We start from the raw sequence: 17,225 nt of genomic DNA on the forward strand, positions 1-17,225 counted from the left end.
CCGCCCCAGCCGCCGCCACCCTGGCCGCCGCCGTAACCGCCCTGGCCGCCGCCACGGGCACCGCCGCCACCGCCACCGCCACTGGTCTTGGTGACCTTGGCCGTGGCGCTGCGCAGGCTGGGGCCGACTTCCTCGACGTCCAGCTCGTAGACCGTGCGCTTGACACCCTCACGGTCCTCGTAGGACCGCTGCTTCAACCGGCCCTGCACCATGACGCGCATGCCTCGCTGGAGCGACTCCGCGACGTTCTCCGCCGCCTGGCGCCAGACCGAGCAGGTCAGGAAGAGGCTCTCGCCGTCCTTCCACTCGTTCGTCTGGCGGTCGAAGGTGCGGGGAGTGGACGCGACACGGAACTTCGCGACCGCCGCACCGGAGGGGGTGAAGCGCAGCTCGGGGTCATCGACAAGGTTGCCGACGACCGTGATGACGGTCTCGCCTGCCATTGGGGGAACCTCTCGGCGGGTTTGCTCTGGCTGCTTGTTGCTACTCGAATCCCGGGACCGGGTGAGCGGAAGCTCAGTGGGTCTCGGGGCGGAGGACCTTGGTCCGGAGGACCGACTCGTTCAGGTTCATCTGGCGGTCGAGCTCCTTGACGATCGCGGGCTCAGCCTGCAGATCGATGACCGAGTAGATGCCCTCGGGCTTCTTCTTGATCTCGTACGAGAGACGACGACGGCCCCAGGTGTCGACCTTCTCGACCTTTCCGTTGCCCTCACGGACGACGGAGAGGAAGTTCTCGATCAGGGGGGCGACAGCGCGCTCCTCCAGATCGGGGTCGAGGATGACCATCACCTCGTAGTGACGCATGTGGAACCCACCTCCTTTGGACTCAGCGGCCACGGTCGTTCCGTGGCAGGAGGGTTGTGATGCGTGCGCGACGATGCCTCCCGGCAGAGCCAGGACAGACACCGGCGCAGACCATACACACTACCCGCACACCCGCTTCCGGTTGAAATCAGGCCCCGTCGGCCGTCAATCTGTACACATCGGGTGTGTACGGCGCTACGATGCGCCGCCTTCCGCAGGAGGTGCCCCATGGCACAGGCATTGCGACCCAACACCGCCGGCTCTCTCTTCGCCACCGACGGCAAGCCCCACCCCCTCCAGGACACGCTGCTCGCGGTGACCCTGGTGCTCGGAGTGACGGCATTCGTCACGGCAATGTTCCACAACCTGCATCTGCTCAGTTCCTGGACCGGTCTGGTGGGGATCTTCACCGGCGCCTACGGACAGTGGGTCTCCGAGACCACCCGTGAGCGGTTCGGTCTGATCCTGGGCCTCGGCGCCTGTGCCGTCGGCTTCTTCCTCGGCATGGCCCACGGCGGCCTCTTCGGAGGCGTCATCGGCGGCTGAGAAGCCGCCACCGGCGGTCGGCCGCCGGTGGCGGCACCACCGTCCGCACCGTCCCGCGCGCCCGACGCGTAGGACGGCTACGACACCTGACGGACCGTGACGGCCGTACTCCGGCCCGAACGCAGGTTCCGTACGCCCAGTCGAGGCGCTCGCAGGGCGCAGTAGGCTTCGGCGCTAGAGCCGGAGCCCCTGTACCCATGGGGACACCCCAGCCCGAGGAGCGCCCCGAATGAGCCTGACCCTGAGGACGATCAGCCGCGAGCAGCATCTGGCGTACATCCAGAGCCTGCCTTCGGCGAGCCACATGCAGGTACCGGCATGGGCTGACGTCAAGGCGGAATGGCGTTCGGAGAGTCTCGGCTGGTTCGACAAGTCCGGTGAGCTGGTCGGTGCGGGCCTGGTGCTCTACCGCCAGCTCCCGAAGATCAAGCGCTATCTGGCCTATCTGCCCGAGGGCCCGGTGATCAACTGGTACGCGCCGAACCTGAACGAGTGGCTGGAGCCGATGCTCGCGCACCTGAAGCACCAGGGCGCGTTCTCCGTGAAGATGGGCCCGCCGGTGATCATCCGCCGGTGGGAGGCCAACTCCATCAAGGCGGGCATCCAGAACCCGGACGTGAAGCGGCTGCGCGACATCGAGGCCGACTTCATCGAGCCGCGCGCCTTCGAGGTGGCCGACAAGCTGCGCCGGATGGGCTGGCAGCAGGGCGAGGACGGCGGCGCCGGATTCGGTGACGTCCAGCCGCGCTACGTCTACCAGGTGCCGCTGGCCAACCGGTCCCTGGAGGACGTCCACAAGAACTTCAACCAGCTGTGGCGGCGCAACATCAAGAAGGCCGAGAAGGCCGGCGTCGAGGTCGTCCAGGCCGGCTACCACGACTTGGAGGAGTGGCAGCGGCTGTACGAGATCACGGCCGTCCGCGACCACTTCCGGCCGCGCCCGCTGTCGTACTTCCAGCGCATGTGGTCGGCCCTCAACTCCGAGGACCCCAACCGGATGCGGCTGTACTTCGCCCGCCACAACGGGGTGAACCTCTCCGCGGCGACGATGCTGATCGTCGGCGGGCACGTCTGGTACTCCTACGGCGCCTCCGACAACATCGGGCGCGAGTTCCGGCCGTCCAACGCGATGCAGTGGCGGATGCTGCGCGACGCGTACGCGCTCGGCGCGACGGTCTACGACCTGCGCGGCATCTCGGACTCGCTGGACGAGACGGACCACCTCTTCGGTCTGATCCAGTTCAAGGTCGGCACGGGCGGCCAGGCGGCCGAGTACCTGGGCGAGTGGGACTTCCCGCTCAACAAGCTGCTCCACAAGGCCCTCGACATCTACATGTCGCGCCGCTGACGTCACGTTCAGTGCTTCGATAGCCCTGACACACCGCACCCCTTCTGACACTCCGCAGCCCCGAGAAAGGTTCCAGGTCCGGCCATGGCGCTCACCCTCTACGTCGACACCGCGCGCTGGCGGGCGCACCACAAGCACGTGCAGGACCAGTTCCCGGGGCTCGTCCCGGTCTGCAAGGGCAACGGCTACGGCTTCGGGCACGAGCGGCTGGCGGAGGAGGCGACCCGGCTGGGCTCGGACGTCCTGGCCGTGGGTACGACGTACGAGGCCGCGCGGATCAAGGACTTCTTCGGCGGTGACCTGCTGGTGCTGACGCCCTACCGGCGCGGCGAGGAGCCCGTCCCGCTGCCCGACCGGGTGATCCGCTCGGTGTCGTCCGTGGACGGCGTGTACGGGCTGGTGGGCGCCCGGGTGGTGATCGAGGTGATGTCCTCGATGAAGCGGCACGGCATCAGCGAGCAGGACCTGCCGCAGTTGCACGCCGCGATCGAGAACGTCCGCCTGGAGGGTTTCGCGATCCACCTGCCGCTGGACCGCACCGACGGCTCGGACGCGGTCGAGGAGGTCATCGGCTGGATGGACCGGCTGCGCGCGGCCCGGCTGCCGCTGCACACGATGTTCGTGAGCCACCTCAAGGCCGAGGATCTCGGCCGGCTCCAGCAGCAGTTCCCGCAGACCCGTTTCCGGGCCCGGATCGGCACCCGGCTGTGGCTGGGGGACCACGACGCCACGGAGTACCACGGCTCCGTCCTGGACGTCACGCGTGTCGCGAAGGGCGACCGCTTCGGCTACCGGCAGCAGAAGGCGGCCTCGGACGGCTTTCTGGTGGTCGTGGCGGGCGGTACGTCGCACGGCGTGGGCCTGGAGGCCCCGAAGGCGCTGCACGGCGTCATGCCGCGCGCCAAGGGTGTCGCCCGAGCCGGTCTCGCCACGGTGAACCGGAACCTCTCGCCGTTCGTCTGGGCCGGCAAGCAGCGCTGGTTCGCGGAGCCGCCGCACATGCAGGTGTCGATCCTGTTCGTCCCCTCCGACGCCCCGGAGCCGAAGGTCGGTGACGAGCTGGTGGCCCATCTGCGGCACACCACCACGCAGTTCGACCGCATCCTCGACCGCTGACGGCAGGCTGAGCACGCCGAGAACACCGAGAAGGCCGTACCCGGGAGCCCCGCGTACGGCCTTCTGCGTAGCCCATCAGGGCCGTTCGCCCACAGCGAACACCCCGCTAGCTCTCCTTGCCCCAGCTGACCTGCGGTCCGTCGAGGGGCTCGTCCCTGCGCGCCGAGACCCCCACCCCGCTGAGCACGAAGCGGTCCTCCGCCCCGTCCAGCACCCCGCCGGACGGATCGTCGTCCCCGGACTGGCGTACGACGTCCCGCTCCGGCATGAGGATGTCGCGGACGACCATCCCGCAGAAGTAGAGCGTGCCCAGCAGATGGAAGACGATGGCCCAGCGGTAGCCGACCTCCGAGAGGCCCTTGTGGGCGTCTCCGCTGGTCGTGTACGCGAGGTACATCCAGATCCCGAGGAAGTACGCGACCTCGCACGCCTGCCAGACGAGGAAGTCCCGCCACTTGGGCCGGGCGAGCACGGCGAGCGGCACCAGCCACAGGACGTACTGCGGTGAGTAGACCTTGTTGGTGACGATGAACGCGGCCACCACCAGGAAGGCGAGCTGGGCGAAGCGCGGTCGGCGCGGGGCGGTCAGGGTGAGGATCGCGATGCCCAGGAAGCACAGCAGCACCAGCAGTGTGGCCAGCGTGTTGACGCTGTCGGTGGTGAGCGGGTCGGAGGAGGTCTGGGCCAGGATCAGCCAGAAGGAGCCGAAGTCGACGCCGCGTTCCTGGCTGAACGTGTAGAACTTCGACCAGCCGTCGAAGGCGAAGAGCATCACCGGCAGGTTCACCACGAGCCAGGCGACGGCCGTGCCCGCGAGGGCCTTGCCGAAGTCGCGCCACTTCCCCGCACGCCAGCACAGCAGGAACAGCGGGCCGATGAGGAACACGGGATACAGCTTGGCGGCCGTGGCGAGCCCCAGAAGGATCCCGAAGGCCAGGGAGCGGCCCCGCGCCCACATCAGCATCGCCGCGGCCGTCAGAGCGCCCGCCAGCAGGTCCCAGTTGATGGTGGCGGTCAGCGCGAAAGCGGGCGCCAGGGCGACCAGCAGACCGTCCCAGGGGCGGCGGGCGTGCGTGCGGGAGACGCAGACCGCGATGACCGCGGCGCAGATCATCAGCATCCCGGCATTGACCATCCAGTACCACTGTTCCTGGTGCTGGATGGTGCCGCTGTGCGGGGTGAGCCAACTGGCCACCTGCATGAACACCCCGGTCAGCACCGGGTATTCGAGGTACTGCATGTCCCCGGCGAACCTGTCGAAGTACGGCACAAGTCCGTCGGCGAAGCCGCGTCCCTGGTACAGGTGCGGGATGTCCGAGTAACAGGCGTGCGTGTACTGCGTGCTGGCGCCGAAGAACCAGCCACCGTTGTAGCAGGGTGCCTTCTGGATCAGCCCGAGGGCGAACATCCCGATCGCCACCAGCGCGACGACCCGTACGGGGTTCCACCAGGACGTCCCGAGCAGGGCACGCCGGCCGATGGGGCCGCCGATCAGCTCACTGCCGGCCGCGGCGATCCGGTCTTCCTTGGTGGGCCGTACCGGATCGGTGGGCCGTACCGGGTCCGGCTCGTGCGCGCTCGCTTGCGTCGGTTCTGGACTGGGCATGGCGCACATCCTGCCGTACCTGCCCAGGAAAAAACCGAGGGCCGCCGCACCTCGTCCGGTGCGACGGCCCTTTCGGCCAAGGGGACGATCTACGTTTCACGTGAAACATCGCGATGTTTCACGTGAAACACCCGAGTCGGGTGAGAGCGCCGTTATCCGCTGGTGCTGCTTCCCCCGTTGTTCCCTCCGTTGCCGCCGAAGAGACCCGAAGAACCTCTGGAGGTCTCCCCGGTGTCCCCGGTCGGTGACGGTGACGAGCTGGGATCGGTGCCGCCGTCGGTGCCGCCGTCCGTGGTGCCCCCGTTCGTGCCGCCGTCGCCGCACCCGAAGCCGAGGGCGCCGCAGGTGTCGGACGGGCTGGGAGCCGTGGGAGAGGGGCTGTTCTCGCTCGGCGTGGGGCTCGGCGACTCGCTCTCGTCCTCGCTCTCACTGGCCGAGGGCGTCGGGGACGGCGACGGATCCGCGTTGATGACCTCGCCGATGGGTTCCGGCGTCGGGAACGGCTCCGAGGGCTGGCCCTTCAGGGCCTCGTCCATGTAGTCGTGCCAGATCTCGGCCGGGAACGAGGCGCCGTGGATCTTCTTCTGGCCACCCGTGCCGAACATCTTCAGGAACTCACGGTTCTTGTTCGTCTCGTCGTCGTCGTACCGGAACATCGTGATCGCGGTCGACAGCTGCGGGGTGTAGCCGACGAACCAGGCGGAGCGGTTGCCGTCGGTGGTACCGGTCTTGCCCGCCACGTCACGGCCGGAGAGCTGGGCGGCCGTACCGGTGCCCTTGTCGACGACGGTCTTGAGGATGTCGGTGACGTTGTCGGCGACCTTCTTGGTGAAGGCCTCCTTGCTGACCGTCTCGTGCTTGTAGTTCACGCCCTGGCCCGTGGCCTCCAGGACGGAGAACGGCTCGCGCTGCTTGCCGCTGGCCGCGAAGGTGGCGTACGAGGACGCCATGCGGATCGCGCTGGGGTCGGAGATGCCGATGGAGAACGACGGGAAGGTCGTACCCGTCAGGCTGCCCGGCTTCAGGCCCGCGCTGATCGCGGCCTCCTTCACCTTGTCCAGGCCGACATCCATGCCGAGCTGCACGAAGGCGGAGTTCACTGACTCGCGCATCGCCTCGCGCAGGTCGACCTTGAAGTCCGGCGGATTACCGAGGGAGACGTCACCGTCGTTGGTCTGGAGCCACTCTCTGCCCTTGTCGTCCTTCCAGACCGACCTGTCGTACTCCTGGATCTTGAGCTTGTTCTTGCCGCTGAACATGCTCTCGGGGGAGACGATGGTGCGCTCGTCCTGGGCCTGGGACGTACCGAGCTCCGGGTTGCGCACACCCCAGGTCATCGCGGCGGCGAGAACGAAGGGCTTGAAGGTCGAGCCGACCTGGGCACCGGTCTGGTCGGCGTTGTTGGTGAAGTGCTTGGTGGAGTCCTCACCGCCGTAGATCGCCTCGATGGCGCCGGATTCCGGGTTGACCGAGGCCCCGCCGAACTGGACGTGCGTGTCCGTGTCCGGGCGCTTGTCGGGCTTGATGTTGGCGTCCTGGACCGCCTTGACCGACTTCTCCAGCTCCAGGACCTTCTTCTTGTCGAAGGTCGTCTTGATGGAGAGGCCACCGCGCTGGAGCCGGTCCGCGTTGATCCCGGTCGTCTCCTCGTTGGTGACGAGGTAGGCGTTGGCGAGGTCGACGAGGTAGCCGATCTGGCCCTTCAGGTTGGTGTTCGAGCGGGGGTTCTGCCACGGAGGGAGCGTGGTGTACCTCGCCCGGGTCGCCGCGTCCAGGTGCCCATACTCGACCATCTTGTTCAGGGTGTCCTGCATCTGGCGCGTAGCGCGCTCGGTGTTCTTCTCGGCCGAGGCGTTCGGGTCGACGGACGGCAGGCCGGCCGGGTCGTAGTACGTCGCGCCCTTCAGCATCGCCGCCAGGAAGGCACACTCACCCTCGTTGAGTTCCTTGGCCTTCTTGTTGAAGTACGCGTGCGCGGCGGCCTCGATGCCGTAGGCGTTGCGCCCGTAGTAGGCCGAGTTCAGGTACCCGGCCATGATCTCGTCCTTGGAGACATTGGCGCCGACCTTGATCGACACGAAGATTTCCCTCAGCTTCCGGGAGATCGTCTGCGACTGGTCGGCGAGCATGGCGTTCTTGACGTACTGCTGGGTGATGGTGGAGCCACCCTGCGTCTGACCGCCCCGCGCCATGTTGAAAACCGCGCGGCCGATGCCCTTGGGATCGATGCCGCTGTCCGTGAGGAAGCTCTTGTTCTCCTGCGAGATCACCGCGAACTGCATGGCCTTGGGGATCTGGGAGAGGTCGACGATCTGCCGGTTGGTCTCACCACCGGAGGCGACCATCTGGGTGCCGTCGCTCCAGTAGTAGACGTTGTTCTGCGCCCTGGCCGTCTTGTCGATCTCCGGGATGCCCACGAAGGCGTACGCGACACTCGCCGCGGCCATCAGGCTCCCGAAGAAGGCGAGGCACAGGCCCGTGACGAGCTTCCAGGACGGCATCCAGCGCTGCCAGCCGTACTTGTCCTGCCGCGGGTAGTCGATCAGGCGCTTACGGCCGGACGGCTGACGCCCCCTGCCGCGTCCTGGTCCTGGATCAGGTGCCCTGCGGCGTCCGCCGCCGGTGGCTCTCTGTGCCGCGCGCCGGGCGTCGGCGCGACCGCCGTACGACTGGTCCTCGGCTCCGGACTGGTACAGACCGTCGGAAGGGGACCCCACGTCTCCTCCCGGCGCCGCACGGCGGCCGGAGGACGTGCCGGACTGGCCGCGCCGGGCCGCGGCACGTCCGCCTCCTTGCGGCTGCGACTGTTTGCGACGGTGCTCGCTCATCGAACGACTACTCCTCGGGCAGGCGCACCCGTGCGCGCCTGAAAACAACGGCGGCTTTTTTCCGGTCCCCCCGATGTACGGACGCGGCCGGTTTCGCATTCATCCGTACGGCACCGGAGGCGACGGCGCCCTCTGGCGGCACATGGCTCCCAGTGGTCTGCATGGCGCACAGACTACGCACCGTCAAAACCCGTCGAGCTCCGAAGTTCACCCCAAATCAGGCAAGTTGATTCCAACGTTTCGGTGATGTGATCCCGTTCACCGATCTCCCTCTTGTCGGGTCCGGAAGGTCGTTCTATCGTCGTGATGTATCGAGTCGATACATCGGAGCGGCATAGACGTCCCGGGAGCGGAGGAGGAGTGGTGAGCCGACGGTCCGGAATCCTTGAGTTCGCCGTCCTCGGCCTGCTCCGCGAGTCCCCGATGCACGGCTATGAGCTGCGCAAACGACTCAACACCTCGCTGGGCGTGTTCCGGGCCTTCAGCTACGGCACGCTCTACCCCTGCCTCAAGACGCTGGTCGCGAACGGCTGGTTGATCGAAGAGGCGGGGAACACCCCCGAGGAAGCCCCGGCCGCCCCGCTCACGGGCCGCCGCGCCAAGATCGTCTACAGATTGACGGCGGAGGGCAAGGAACACTTCGAGGAACTCCTCTCCCAGACCGGGCCCGACGCCTACGAGGACGAGCACTTCGCGGCTCGGTTCGCGTTCTTCGGGCAGACCTCCCGCGATGTGCGGATGCGCGTCCTGGAAGGCCGGCGCAGCCGTTTGGAGGAACGGCTGGAGAAGATGCGCGCCTCGCTCGCGCGCACCCGGGAGCGCCTCGACGACTACACGCTCGAACTCCAGCGCCACGGGATGGAGTCCGTGGAACGCGAAGTGCGCTGGCTGAACGAGCTGATCGAGAGCGAGCGGGCGGGCCGGGACCTCAAGAGCCCCGCCCACGGAGAACCCGCTCGCGACACCACAGAGGGAGCGCCGGGCGTCCTGCCCCGGCCCAGGGACACCCCTGGTCCGGATACGCCCGGCGACACCACCATGTGAAGCCCCTGCCAGGGCCTCACTCATACACACAGGGAGCAACCGGAATGGGTTCGGTTCGCGTAGCCGTCGTCGGTGTGGGCAACTGCGCCGCGTCGCTGGTGCAGGGAGTCGAGTACTACAAGGACGCCGACCCGGCGTCGAAGGTCCCCGGCCTGATGCATGTCCAGTTCGGTGACTACCACGTCAAGGACATCGAGTTCGTCGCCGCGTTCGACGTGGACGCCAAGAAGGTCGGCCTCGACCTGGCGGACGCCATCGGTGCCTCCGAGAACAACACCATCAAGATCTGCGACGTGCCGCGCACCGGTGTGAAGGTCAAGCGTGGCCACACCCTCGACGGTCTCGGCAAGTACTACCGCGAGACCATCGAGGAGTCCGAGGCCGAACCGGTCGACGTCGTCAAGATCCTGAAGAAGAAGCAGGTCGACGTCCTCGTCTGCTACCTCCCCGTCGGTTCCGAGGCCGCGGCGAAGTTCTACGCCCAGTGCGCCATCGACGCCAAGGTCGCCTTCGTCAACGCCCTCCCGGTCTTCATCGCCGGAACGAAGGAATGGGCCGACAAGTTCACCGAGGCCGGTGTCCCGATCGTCGGTGACGACATCAAGTCGCAGGTCGGTGCCACCATCACGCACCGTGTCATGGCGAAGCTCTTCGAGGACCGGGGCGTCATCCTGGACCGCACGATGCAGCTGAACGTCGGCGGCAACATGGACTTCAAGAACATGCTGGAGCGCGACCGGCTGGAGTCCAAGAAGATCTCCAAGACGCAGGCCGTCACCTCGCAGATCCCCGACCGGGAGCTCGGCGAGAAGAACGTCCACATCGGCCCGTCCGACTACGTCGCCTGGCTCGACGACCGCAAGTGGGCCTACGTCCGCCTGGAGGGCCGCGCGTTCGGCGACGTCCCGCTGAACCTTGAGTACAAGCTGGAGGTCTGGGACTCCCCGAACTCCGCCGGCGTCATCATCGACGCGGTGCGCGCCGCGAAGATCGCCAAGGACCGCGGTATCGGCGGCCCGATCCTCTCCGCGTCGTCGTACTTCATGAAGTCCCCGCCGGTCCAGTACTTCGACGACGAGGCCCGCGAGAACGTCGAGAAGTTCATCCGCGGCGACGTCGAGCGCTGAGCAACACGCGCTGAGCAACACCCCGGCGGGTCATGTTTCACGTGAAACACAGCCCGCCACCCCATGAAAATTCGCTCCTGCCAGGGCTCTGAAGGAAGGTCCCCGGGTCATCCGATCCGGGGACCTTCCCCCATGTGAGGCTGTTCCCATGTCCGTCGTCAGTGATCTGCGCGTCCTGCTGCGCCTCGGGAACTTCCGCCGACTGCTCGCCGTACGGCTGCTCTCCCAGTGCGCCGACGGCGTCTACCAGGTCGCGCTGGCGACATACGTCGTCTTCTCACCGGAGAAGCAGACCTCGCCCGGCGCGATCGCCTCCGCGATGGCGGTCCTGCTGCTGCCGTACTCCCTCGTCGGCCCCTTCGCCGGCGTCCTCCTCGACCGCTGGCGGCGCCGTCAGGTCTTCCTGTACGGCAACCTGCTGCGCGCGGCCCTCGCCTCGGTCACGGCCGTGCTGATCCTGGCGAATGTGCCGGAATGGCTCTTCTACGGCTCCGCCCTGTGTGTCACCGCCGTCAACCGCTTCGTCCTCGCCGGGCTCTCCGCCGCACTGCCTCGCGTGGTCGACGCCGAGCGGCTGGTCATCGCCAACTCCCTCTCCCCGACGGCCGGAACGCTCGCCGCGACCGCAGGCGGCGGGCTCGCCTTCGGCGTACGGATCGTGGCCTCCGACTCCGACGCTGCGGTGGTCCTGCTGGGCGCGGCGCTGTATCTGTGCTCGGCGCTGATGTCGCTGCGGATGGCCGTCGAGCTGCTCGGCCCGGATCAGGGGACGGTCCAGCCCCGCCTGTCGGCCGCCCTGGACGGCACGGCCCGGGGGCTCGCTGCGGGCGTACGGCATCTCACGGCACCCTCGCGTCGGACGGCCGCCTGGGCGCTGGGCTCGATGACCCTGATGCGGTTCTGCTACGGCGCCCTGACCGTCACGGTGCTGATGCTCTGCCGCTACGCCTGGTCCTCGAACCCGGACGACGGTCTCGCGCTGCTCGGTCTTGCCCTCGGCATCTCCGGCGCGGGCTTCTTCGTGGCAGCCGTGGTGACCCCGTCGGCGGTGGGGCGGCTCGGTCCGGTCCGCTGGATCGTCGTCTGTGCCGCCGCTGCCGCAGTCCTCGAACCGGCGCTGGGTCTCCCCTTCGCCGAGATCCCGATACTGGTGTTGGCGTTCCTCCTGGGCCTCGTCAGCCAGGGCGCGAAGATCGCCACTGACACGATCGTCCAGTCCGCCGTCGACGACGCCTACCGTGGCCGGATCTTTTCGCTCTACGACGTCCTCTTCAACGTCGCCTTCGTGGGCGCGGCCGGTGTAGCGGCCGTCATGCTCCCGCCGGACGGTCGTTCAATCGCGCTGGTGATAACAATCGCCGTTATCTACGCGGCAGTAGCAGGTACTATGCGGCGATTTACCCGTTCTTAAGTTTCACGTCAAGATCACAGATCGGTTTTACGTCACGGCAGTGTCAGTGGTGACCTGTACTTTACGTGGGTCTTATCTCGCGCCTCGACGCATCCACGCTCCATGGCGCATCCACGTTCCAGGGGGGACCTTCAGCATGACCACTCCGCCGCCGCAAGGCCAGAACCCGTTCGCCCAGCAGCCCGCGCCGATGGGGCAGACCCAGCCGTACGGCCAGTACCCGGGCCAGGGCGCTCCGGTTCCGCCGCCCGCGCCGCCGAAGCGGAACAAGAAGCTGGTCCGCGTTCTCAGCACCGTCGGGCTGATCGTGGTCGCCATCGTCGTCAAGGTGGGCATCGGCATGGTGTTCAGCAGTGACACCGAGGCCGAGGGCACCTCGGTAGGCGCCTGCATGTACAACAAGGGCGACAACAAGGACAACGTCGATCTCGTCGAGGTCGACTGCACGTCGAGCCAGGCCAAGTACAAGGTGGTCCAGAAGTTCGACGACACGAGCGACAGCTCGAAGTGCGAGGCCGTCAAGGAGGCCACCATCTCCTACTACCAGATAGGCGCCGGCCACAACGTCGTGCTGTGCCTGAAGGACGTCTGAGCGAGTCGGCCGACGGCTGACGGGTAGAGCCAAGGGCAGACACAGCCAAGAGGGGCGATGTTTCACGTGAAACATCGCCCCTCTTCATGTCCTGGTCTTCATGTCCTGGCCCGAGGAACCGCCGACCTATGTTTCACGTGAAACACACTCCGGCCCACCCCCTCAGCCCTGCTCCGCCCACCACTCCTTCAGCGCCGCCACCGCAGCCTCATGCTCCATCGGGCCGTTCTCCAGCCGCAGCTCCAGCATGTGCTTGTACGCCTTGCCGATGGCCGGCCCCGGAGTGATACCGAGGATCTCCATGATCTGGTTGCCGTCGAGGTCGGGGCGGATCGCGTCCAGCTCCTCCTGCTTGCCCAGCTCGGCGATGCGCTCCTCCAGCTCGTCGTATGTGCGGGAGAGGCTGGCGGCCTTGCGCTTGTTGCGGGTCGTGCAGTCGGAGCGGGTCAGCTTGTGGAGGCGGTCGAGGAGGGGACCGGCGTCGCGGACATAGCGGCGAACAGCGGAGTCGGTCCACTCGCCGACGCCGTAGCCGTGGAAGCGCAGATGGAGCTCGACGAGCCGGGAGACGTCCTTCACCTGGTCGTTGGAGTACTTCAGGGCCGTCATGCGCTTGGTGGTCATCTTGGCGCCGACCACCTCGTGGTGGTGGAAGGAGACGCGGCCGTCCTTCTCGAAGCGCCGGGTGCGGGGCTTGCCGATGTCGTGGAGCAGGGCCGACAGCCGCAGGACGAGATCGGGGCCGTCCTCCTCCAGGGCCATCGCCTGTTCCAGGACGATCAGGGTGTGCTCGTAGACGTCCTTGTGCCGGTGGTGCTCGTCGCTCTCCAGGCGGAGTGCGGGCAGCTCGGGCAGAACGCGGTCGGCGAGGCCGGTGTCGACGAGCAGGGTGAGGCCCTTGCGGGGGTGCTCGGAGAGGATCAGCTTGTTCAGCTCGTCCCGGACCCGCTCGGCGGAAACGATGTCGATCCGCTCGGCCATGTCCGTCATCGCGGCGACGACCTCGGGGGCGACCTCGAAGTCGAGCTGGGCGGCGAAGCGGGCGGCCCGCATCATCCGCAGAGGGTCGTCCGAGAAGGAGGCCTCCGGGGTGCCCGGGGTCCGCAGGACGCGTGCCGCGAGGTCGTCGAGGCCGCCGTGCGGATCGATGAACTCCCGCTGCGGGAGCGCGAGTGCCATCGCGTTGACGGTGAAGTCCCGGCGGACGAGGTCCTCCTCGATGGAGTCGCCGTAGGACACCTCGGGCTTGCGGGAGGTCCGGTCGTACGCCTCGGAGCGGTACGTCGTCACCTCTACCTGGAAGCCGTCCTTCTGGGCCCCGACGGTGCCGAACGCGATCCCCACCTCCCACACCGCGTCGGCCCACGGGCGGATGATCTTGAGGACGTCCTCGGGGCGGGCGTCGGTCGTGAAGTCGAGGTCGTTGCCGAGCCGGCCGAGCAGCGCGTCCCGGACCGAGCCACCGACCAGGGCAAGAGAGAACCCGGCCTCCTGGAAACGGCGGGCGAGGTCGTCGGCGACGGGGGCGACGTCAAGGTTGTCTTTATTGGCGTTCGGCACAACAGAAAAGGGTACGTGGCCAGGGGGACCACAGGCTCCCCGATTACGGTCCGTCGGCGCCGGTGCGGAGCCGGGAAACCTCGTGAAGGCAGCCCGCCCGATACCTCCACACAACCCGCGCCCACCCCGCCCGAGGGCGCTCCCCTATATAAGGGCCCCTTTATACAGCCCTATTAGGGACAGCCCGCCCCCACTTTCCGATCTTGTGGACCAGTCCGCGGCACTTACCTTCAGCGCGCCTCGTTACCATGCGTGGACGCACATTCCGACGACCACTGACCGATGACGAGGGACGGGCGAACGCGTGGCCGAGGCGGCAGACATCCCGGGGATGACCCCCTCACCTGCCCGCCGCTGGCTGCGGCGCACCGGAGCACTGCTCACGAGCGCGCCTCTGCTGGCCGGGTTGCTGCTGCCCGCTGCCACGACGGCGCGGGCAGCCGCGCCCGAGGCCCCCAAGGAGGCGCCCGACGCCGGCACGGTGTCCGTCGCCCTCGACTCCCTCACGCCGAACGTCCCCACCGACGGCGACACGCTGACCGTGTCCGGCACGGTGACGAACAACGGCAAGCAGGCCGTCACCGACGCCCACGTCGATCTCCGCGTCGGCTCCGCGCTGACCACCCGCTCGGCCGTCGCCGACGTCGCCAAGCGCCCCGACGCGCTGTCCGGAGCCACCGGCAGCCCACTGGGCGGCGCGTACACGGCCAAGTTCGCGAAGCTCACCCCGGGCGTGGCCCAGCCGTTCACGATCAGCGTCCCGGTCGACAAGCTGAAGCTGGGCGGCGACGGGATCTACCCGCTGGGCGTCACCCTCTCCGGCGAGACGGCCGCACAGTCCTGGGACCAGGTGCTGGGCGCGCGGCGGACGCTCCTGCCGTGGCAGCCCGACGAACCGGACGCGAGCACGAAGACGACGGTCCTGTGGCCGCTGATCTCGACCGTGCACGTGACGGCGGAGACGGGTTCGAACCAGCAGCAGACCCCGGTCTTCCTGAACGACGACCTCGCCGCGGAGATCTCCCCCGGCGGGCGCCTGGAGCAGCTCGTCTCGCTGGGCAAGACCCTCGACGTCACCTGGGTGCTCGACCCGGACCTGTTGGCCTCGGTCGACGCGATGAGCGGCGGCTACCGCGTCCTTGGCCAGGGCGACACGACGGTCGCGGGCACCCACCAGGCCGCCGCCAAGGCGTTCCTCGCCGAACTCCAGGGAGCCGTGACCGGCAAGGAGGTCGTCACGCTCCCGTTCGCCGACCCCGACCTGGCCGCTCTCGCCCACAACGGCACGAACGTCACGAGTTCGCTGAGCCAGCTCAAGGCCGCCACGGACGTCGCCGCGACGACCGTCGAGACCGTCCTGCACACCACGCCGAGCACCGACTTCGCCTGGCCGGTGAACGGCGCCGTCGACCCCTCGATCGTCAAGGTCGCCACCTCCGCGGGCGCCGACAAGGTGATCGCCCGCAGCGACAGCCTGGAGGACGACCTGTCGTACACGCCCTCCGCGGCCCGTCCGATCGGTGGCGGCACCACGGCGGTCGTCGCGGACTACCGGCTGTCGACGGCGTTCCAGGGCGATCTGACGACCGCTTCCGACGCCACGCTCGCGGTGCAGAACTTCCTCGCGCAGAGCCTCGCCCTGAATCTCCAGACCGACAAACAGCGCAGTGTCGTCGTCGCGCCGCAGCGGATGCCGGACGCGAGCCAGGCGCAGGCGTTCGCGAAGGCTGTGGCGGCGCTTCAGGGCACCTCCTGGTCGCAGCCGCAGGGGCTGTCGGCGACGGCGGCGGTCAAGCCGGACCCGGGCGCCGCCACGAAGGTGCCGGGCAGGTCGTCGTACTCCTCCTCGTTGCACAAGCAGGAGATGTCGAAGACGGCGTTCCAGGACATCGCGAACACGCAGACCAAGCTCGACAACTTCAAGGTGATCCTGACCGACGAGTCGCGGGTCGTGACACCCTTCGGGCGGGCCATAAACCGTGAGATGTCGACGTCGTGGCGCGGGCGAGGTCCGGCGGCGAGTTCCTACCGGCAGGGCGTCGCGTCGCACCTGAAGACGCTCACCGACCAGGTCAGGCTGATCGACAAGTCGGAGACCAAGCTCTCCGGGCACAGCGCGACGATCCCGGTGACCGTGCAGAACAGCCTGGTCCAGGGCGTCGACCACCTCGTCCTGCGGCTCACGTCGACGAACCCGACGCGCCTGGAGATCTCCGGCCACGACTACGACGAGCAGCCCGTCACGGTCTCCGGCGGGCACAGCACCAGCGTGAAGTTCACCACGTCCGCCAAGGCCAACGGCCAGGCGACGGTGGTCGCACAGCTCTTCACCGAGGACGGCCAGCCGTACGGCGACGAAGTCGTCTTCGACGTGCGGGTCACGGAGATCACGGCCACGGTCATGCTGGTCATCGGCGGCGGTTTCCTGCTGCTGGTGCTGGCCGGCTTCCGGATGTACACCCAGCGCAAGCGCGCCGCCGCCCGCGCGGCGCAGAGCGAGCAGGACAGCGAGCAGGACGGCGACGGCGAGACCGCCGCCGAGCCCACCGAGGAGTCCACCGCCCGGCCCGGGGCAGACGACCCGGAGCAGCCGAGTGACGAGACACCGGACACCGCAGCGGAAAGCACGGACCCGTCCGGCACGGGTGAGAGAGTGGACCGTTGAGGATGTCGTGGCCGGTCGGCCCGGGACGATGAGGTGGGGTAACCATGAACGCGCCGTACGACGGTGACCGCGGCCAGGCCGTGGGCGGCTCGGGCCACCCTGAGAGCCCGCCGCCGCCCGAGCACGGCCAGGTGCCGCAGCAGCCCGCCGACACCTACCTCCAGGACGCCTTCGCCCAGGACCCCTACCGCGCGCAGGACCTCACCGCGCAGGACCCGGTGACCGAGGCGCTCTACGACCGTGCCGCGCACCCCCCGCCGCCCCCCGGCACCTACCCCTCCCAGCCGCTCTACGGCCAGCCGCAGCAGTCGGCGTACGCCCCCGACCCGCAGGTCTGGGCCCAGCCGCCGGCGCCCGAGCCGGAAGGCCCGACGCAGTACCTGCCGTACGGCGACGACGCGCGCACCACGCAGTTCGTGGGCGTCGACGACCTCGTCACGCACTCGGGCGAGGAGCACCACGATGGATCGGCACCGCCCCGGTGTCGATCCACTCCTTCACCTCCTCGTCCGTGAGGACACCGGTGGCGAAGAACTTCTTCGCGATCTCCTTCTGCTCGGCACTGGCCTTCGAGG

Annotated in this window: 13 protein-coding genes and 1 pseudogene; 9 read left to right on the forward strand and 5 right to left on the reverse strand. The window is 68.1% G+C overall.

Features of this window, described 5'->3' with window-relative positions:
- Together ACVNF4_RS19915 and rpsF are read right to left on the reverse strand one after the other, a co-directional pair.
- Nucleotides 1-443 (reverse strand): single-stranded DNA-binding protein (locus ACVNF4_RS19915; RefSeq protein ID WP_461804195.1); only part of this gene is annotated, 443 nt, incomplete at its 3' end.
- Between the two features lie 73 nt (nucleotides 444-516).
- A complete protein-coding gene (gene rpsF / locus ACVNF4_RS19920) occupies nucleotides 517-807 on the reverse strand; it encodes a 30S ribosomal protein S6 (protein ID WP_010353482.1) in 291 nt (96 codons plus the stop codon).
- Nucleotides 808-1,035: 228 nt separating this feature from the next.
- Here rpsF and ACVNF4_RS19925 point away from each other — a divergent pair, with 228 nt between their 5' ends.
- The 3 genes from ACVNF4_RS19925 to ACVNF4_RS19935 all read left to right on the forward strand — a co-directional run bounded on the left by ACVNF4_RS19925 (nucleotide 1,036) and on the right by ACVNF4_RS19935 (nucleotide 3,817).
- Nucleotides 1,036-1,353 carry a hypothetical protein gene (locus ACVNF4_RS19925; RefSeq protein ID WP_461804196.1) on the forward strand — a complete coding sequence of 106 codons (318 nt, stop codon included), beginning with the start codon at nucleotides 1,036-1,038 and terminating at the stop codon, nucleotides 1,351-1,353.
- 229 nt (nucleotides 1,354-1,582) lie between these two features.
- On the forward strand, nucleotides 1,583-2,701 hold the full coding sequence (locus ACVNF4_RS19930) for a lipid II:glycine glycyltransferase FemX (RefSeq protein WP_461804197.1): 1,119 nt from the start codon (nucleotides 1,583-1,585) through the stop codon (nucleotides 2,699-2,701).
- An 84-nt stretch (nucleotides 2,702-2,785) separates the two neighbouring features.
- Nucleotides 2,786-3,817 carry an alanine racemase gene (locus ACVNF4_RS19935; RefSeq protein ID WP_461804198.1) on the forward strand — a complete coding sequence of 344 codons (1,032 nt, stop codon included), beginning with the start codon at nucleotides 2,786-2,788 and terminating at the stop codon, nucleotides 3,815-3,817.
- Nucleotides 3,818-3,923: 106 nt separating this feature from the next.
- Here ACVNF4_RS19935 and ACVNF4_RS19940 read toward each other — a convergent pair whose 3' ends face one another.
- Together ACVNF4_RS19940 and ACVNF4_RS19945 are read right to left on the reverse strand one after the other, a co-directional pair.
- Nucleotides 3,924-5,423: a glycosyltransferase family 87 protein gene (locus tag ACVNF4_RS19940; protein WP_461804199.1), complete on the reverse strand. Its 1,500-nt coding sequence runs from the start codon at nucleotides 5,421-5,423 to the stop codon at nucleotides 3,924-3,926.
- A 152-nt stretch (nucleotides 5,424-5,575) separates the two neighbouring features.
- A complete protein-coding gene (locus ACVNF4_RS19945; RefSeq protein WP_461804200.1) occupies nucleotides 5,576-8,251 on the reverse strand; it encodes a transglycosylase domain-containing protein in 2,676 nt (891 codons plus the stop codon).
- 363 nt (nucleotides 8,252-8,614) lie between these two features.
- Here ACVNF4_RS19945 and ACVNF4_RS19950 point away from each other — a divergent pair, with 363 nt between their 5' ends.
- The 4 genes from ACVNF4_RS19950 to ACVNF4_RS19965 all read left to right on the forward strand — a co-directional run bounded on the left by ACVNF4_RS19950 (nucleotide 8,615) and on the right by ACVNF4_RS19965 (nucleotide 12,425).
- Nucleotides 8,615-9,295 carry a PadR family transcriptional regulator gene (locus ACVNF4_RS19950; RefSeq protein WP_461804201.1) on the forward strand — a complete coding sequence of 227 codons (681 nt, stop codon included), beginning with the start codon at nucleotides 8,615-8,617 and terminating at the stop codon, nucleotides 9,293-9,295.
- Between the two features lie 44 nt (nucleotides 9,296-9,339).
- Entirely contained in the window at nucleotides 9,340-10,422 is a 1,083-nt protein-coding gene (locus tag ACVNF4_RS19955; RefSeq protein ID WP_461804202.1) for an inositol-3-phosphate synthase, read from the forward strand.
- A 148-nt stretch (nucleotides 10,423-10,570) separates the two neighbouring features.
- Nucleotides 10,571-11,833: an MFS transporter gene (locus ACVNF4_RS19960; protein WP_461804203.1), complete on the forward strand. Its 1,263-nt coding sequence runs from the start codon at nucleotides 10,571-10,573 to the stop codon at nucleotides 11,831-11,833.
- A gap of 136 nt (nucleotides 11,834-11,969) precedes the next feature.
- On the forward strand, nucleotides 11,970-12,425 hold the full coding sequence (locus ACVNF4_RS19965; protein ID WP_461804204.1) for an LppU/SCO3897 family protein: 456 nt from the start codon (nucleotides 11,970-11,972) through the stop codon (nucleotides 12,423-12,425).
- A gap of 162 nt (nucleotides 12,426-12,587) precedes the next feature.
- Here the strand turns inward: ACVNF4_RS19965 and ACVNF4_RS19970 are convergent, their stop codons facing one another.
- A complete protein-coding gene (locus ACVNF4_RS19970) occupies nucleotides 12,588-13,985 on the reverse strand; it encodes a CCA tRNA nucleotidyltransferase (RefSeq protein ID WP_461804205.1) in 1,398 nt (465 codons plus the stop codon).
- Nucleotides 13,986-14,289: 304 nt separating this feature from the next.
- Between ACVNF4_RS19970 and ACVNF4_RS19975 the strand changes: the two genes are divergently transcribed.
- On the forward strand, nucleotides 14,290-16,650 hold the full coding sequence (locus tag ACVNF4_RS19975; protein WP_461804206.1) for a DUF6049 family protein: 2,361 nt from the start codon (nucleotides 14,290-14,292) through the stop codon (nucleotides 16,648-16,650).
- Nucleotides 16,651-16,694: 44 nt separating this feature from the next.
- Nucleotides 16,695-17,123: pseudogene (locus ACVNF4_RS19980) on the forward strand (murein biosynthesis integral membrane protein MurJ); the annotation flags it as partial.
- Between the last annotated feature and the right edge of the window lie 102 nt (nucleotides 17,124-17,225).

This window comes from Streptomyces sp. S6, from assembly GCF_054880855.1.

What these genes read in the sequence shown, in the direction of transcription:
- rpsF (WP_010353482.1), bottom strand. Translation starts at nt 807, where the DNA reads ATGCGTCACTACGAGGTGATGGTCATCCTCGACCCCGATCTGGAGGAG.
- ACVNF4_RS19925 (WP_461804196.1), top strand. Translation starts at nt 1,036, where the DNA reads ATGGCACAGGCATTGCGACCCAACACCGCCGGCTCTCTCTTCGCCACC.
- ACVNF4_RS19930 (WP_461804197.1), top strand. Translation starts at nt 1,583, where the DNA reads ATGAGCCTGACCCTGAGGACGATCAGCCGCGAGCAGCATCTGGCGTAC.
- ACVNF4_RS19935 (WP_461804198.1), top strand. Translation starts at nt 2,786, where the DNA reads ATGGCGCTCACCCTCTACGTCGACACCGCGCGCTGGCGGGCGCACCAC.
- ACVNF4_RS19940 (WP_461804199.1), bottom strand. Translation starts at nt 5,423, where the DNA reads ATGCCCAGTCCAGAACCGACGCAAGCGAGCGCGCACGAGCCGGACCCG.
- ACVNF4_RS19945 (WP_461804200.1), bottom strand. Translation starts at nt 8,251, where the DNA reads ATGAGCGAGCACCGTCGCAAACAGTCGCAGCCGCAAGGAGGCGGACGT.
- ACVNF4_RS19955 (WP_461804202.1), top strand. Translation starts at nt 9,340, where the DNA reads ATGGGTTCGGTTCGCGTAGCCGTCGTCGGTGTGGGCAACTGCGCCGCG.
- ACVNF4_RS19960 (WP_461804203.1), top strand. Translation starts at nt 10,571, where the DNA reads ATGTCCGTCGTCAGTGATCTGCGCGTCCTGCTGCGCCTCGGGAACTTC.
- ACVNF4_RS19965 (WP_461804204.1), top strand. Translation starts at nt 11,970, where the DNA reads ATGACCACTCCGCCGCCGCAAGGCCAGAACCCGTTCGCCCAGCAGCCC.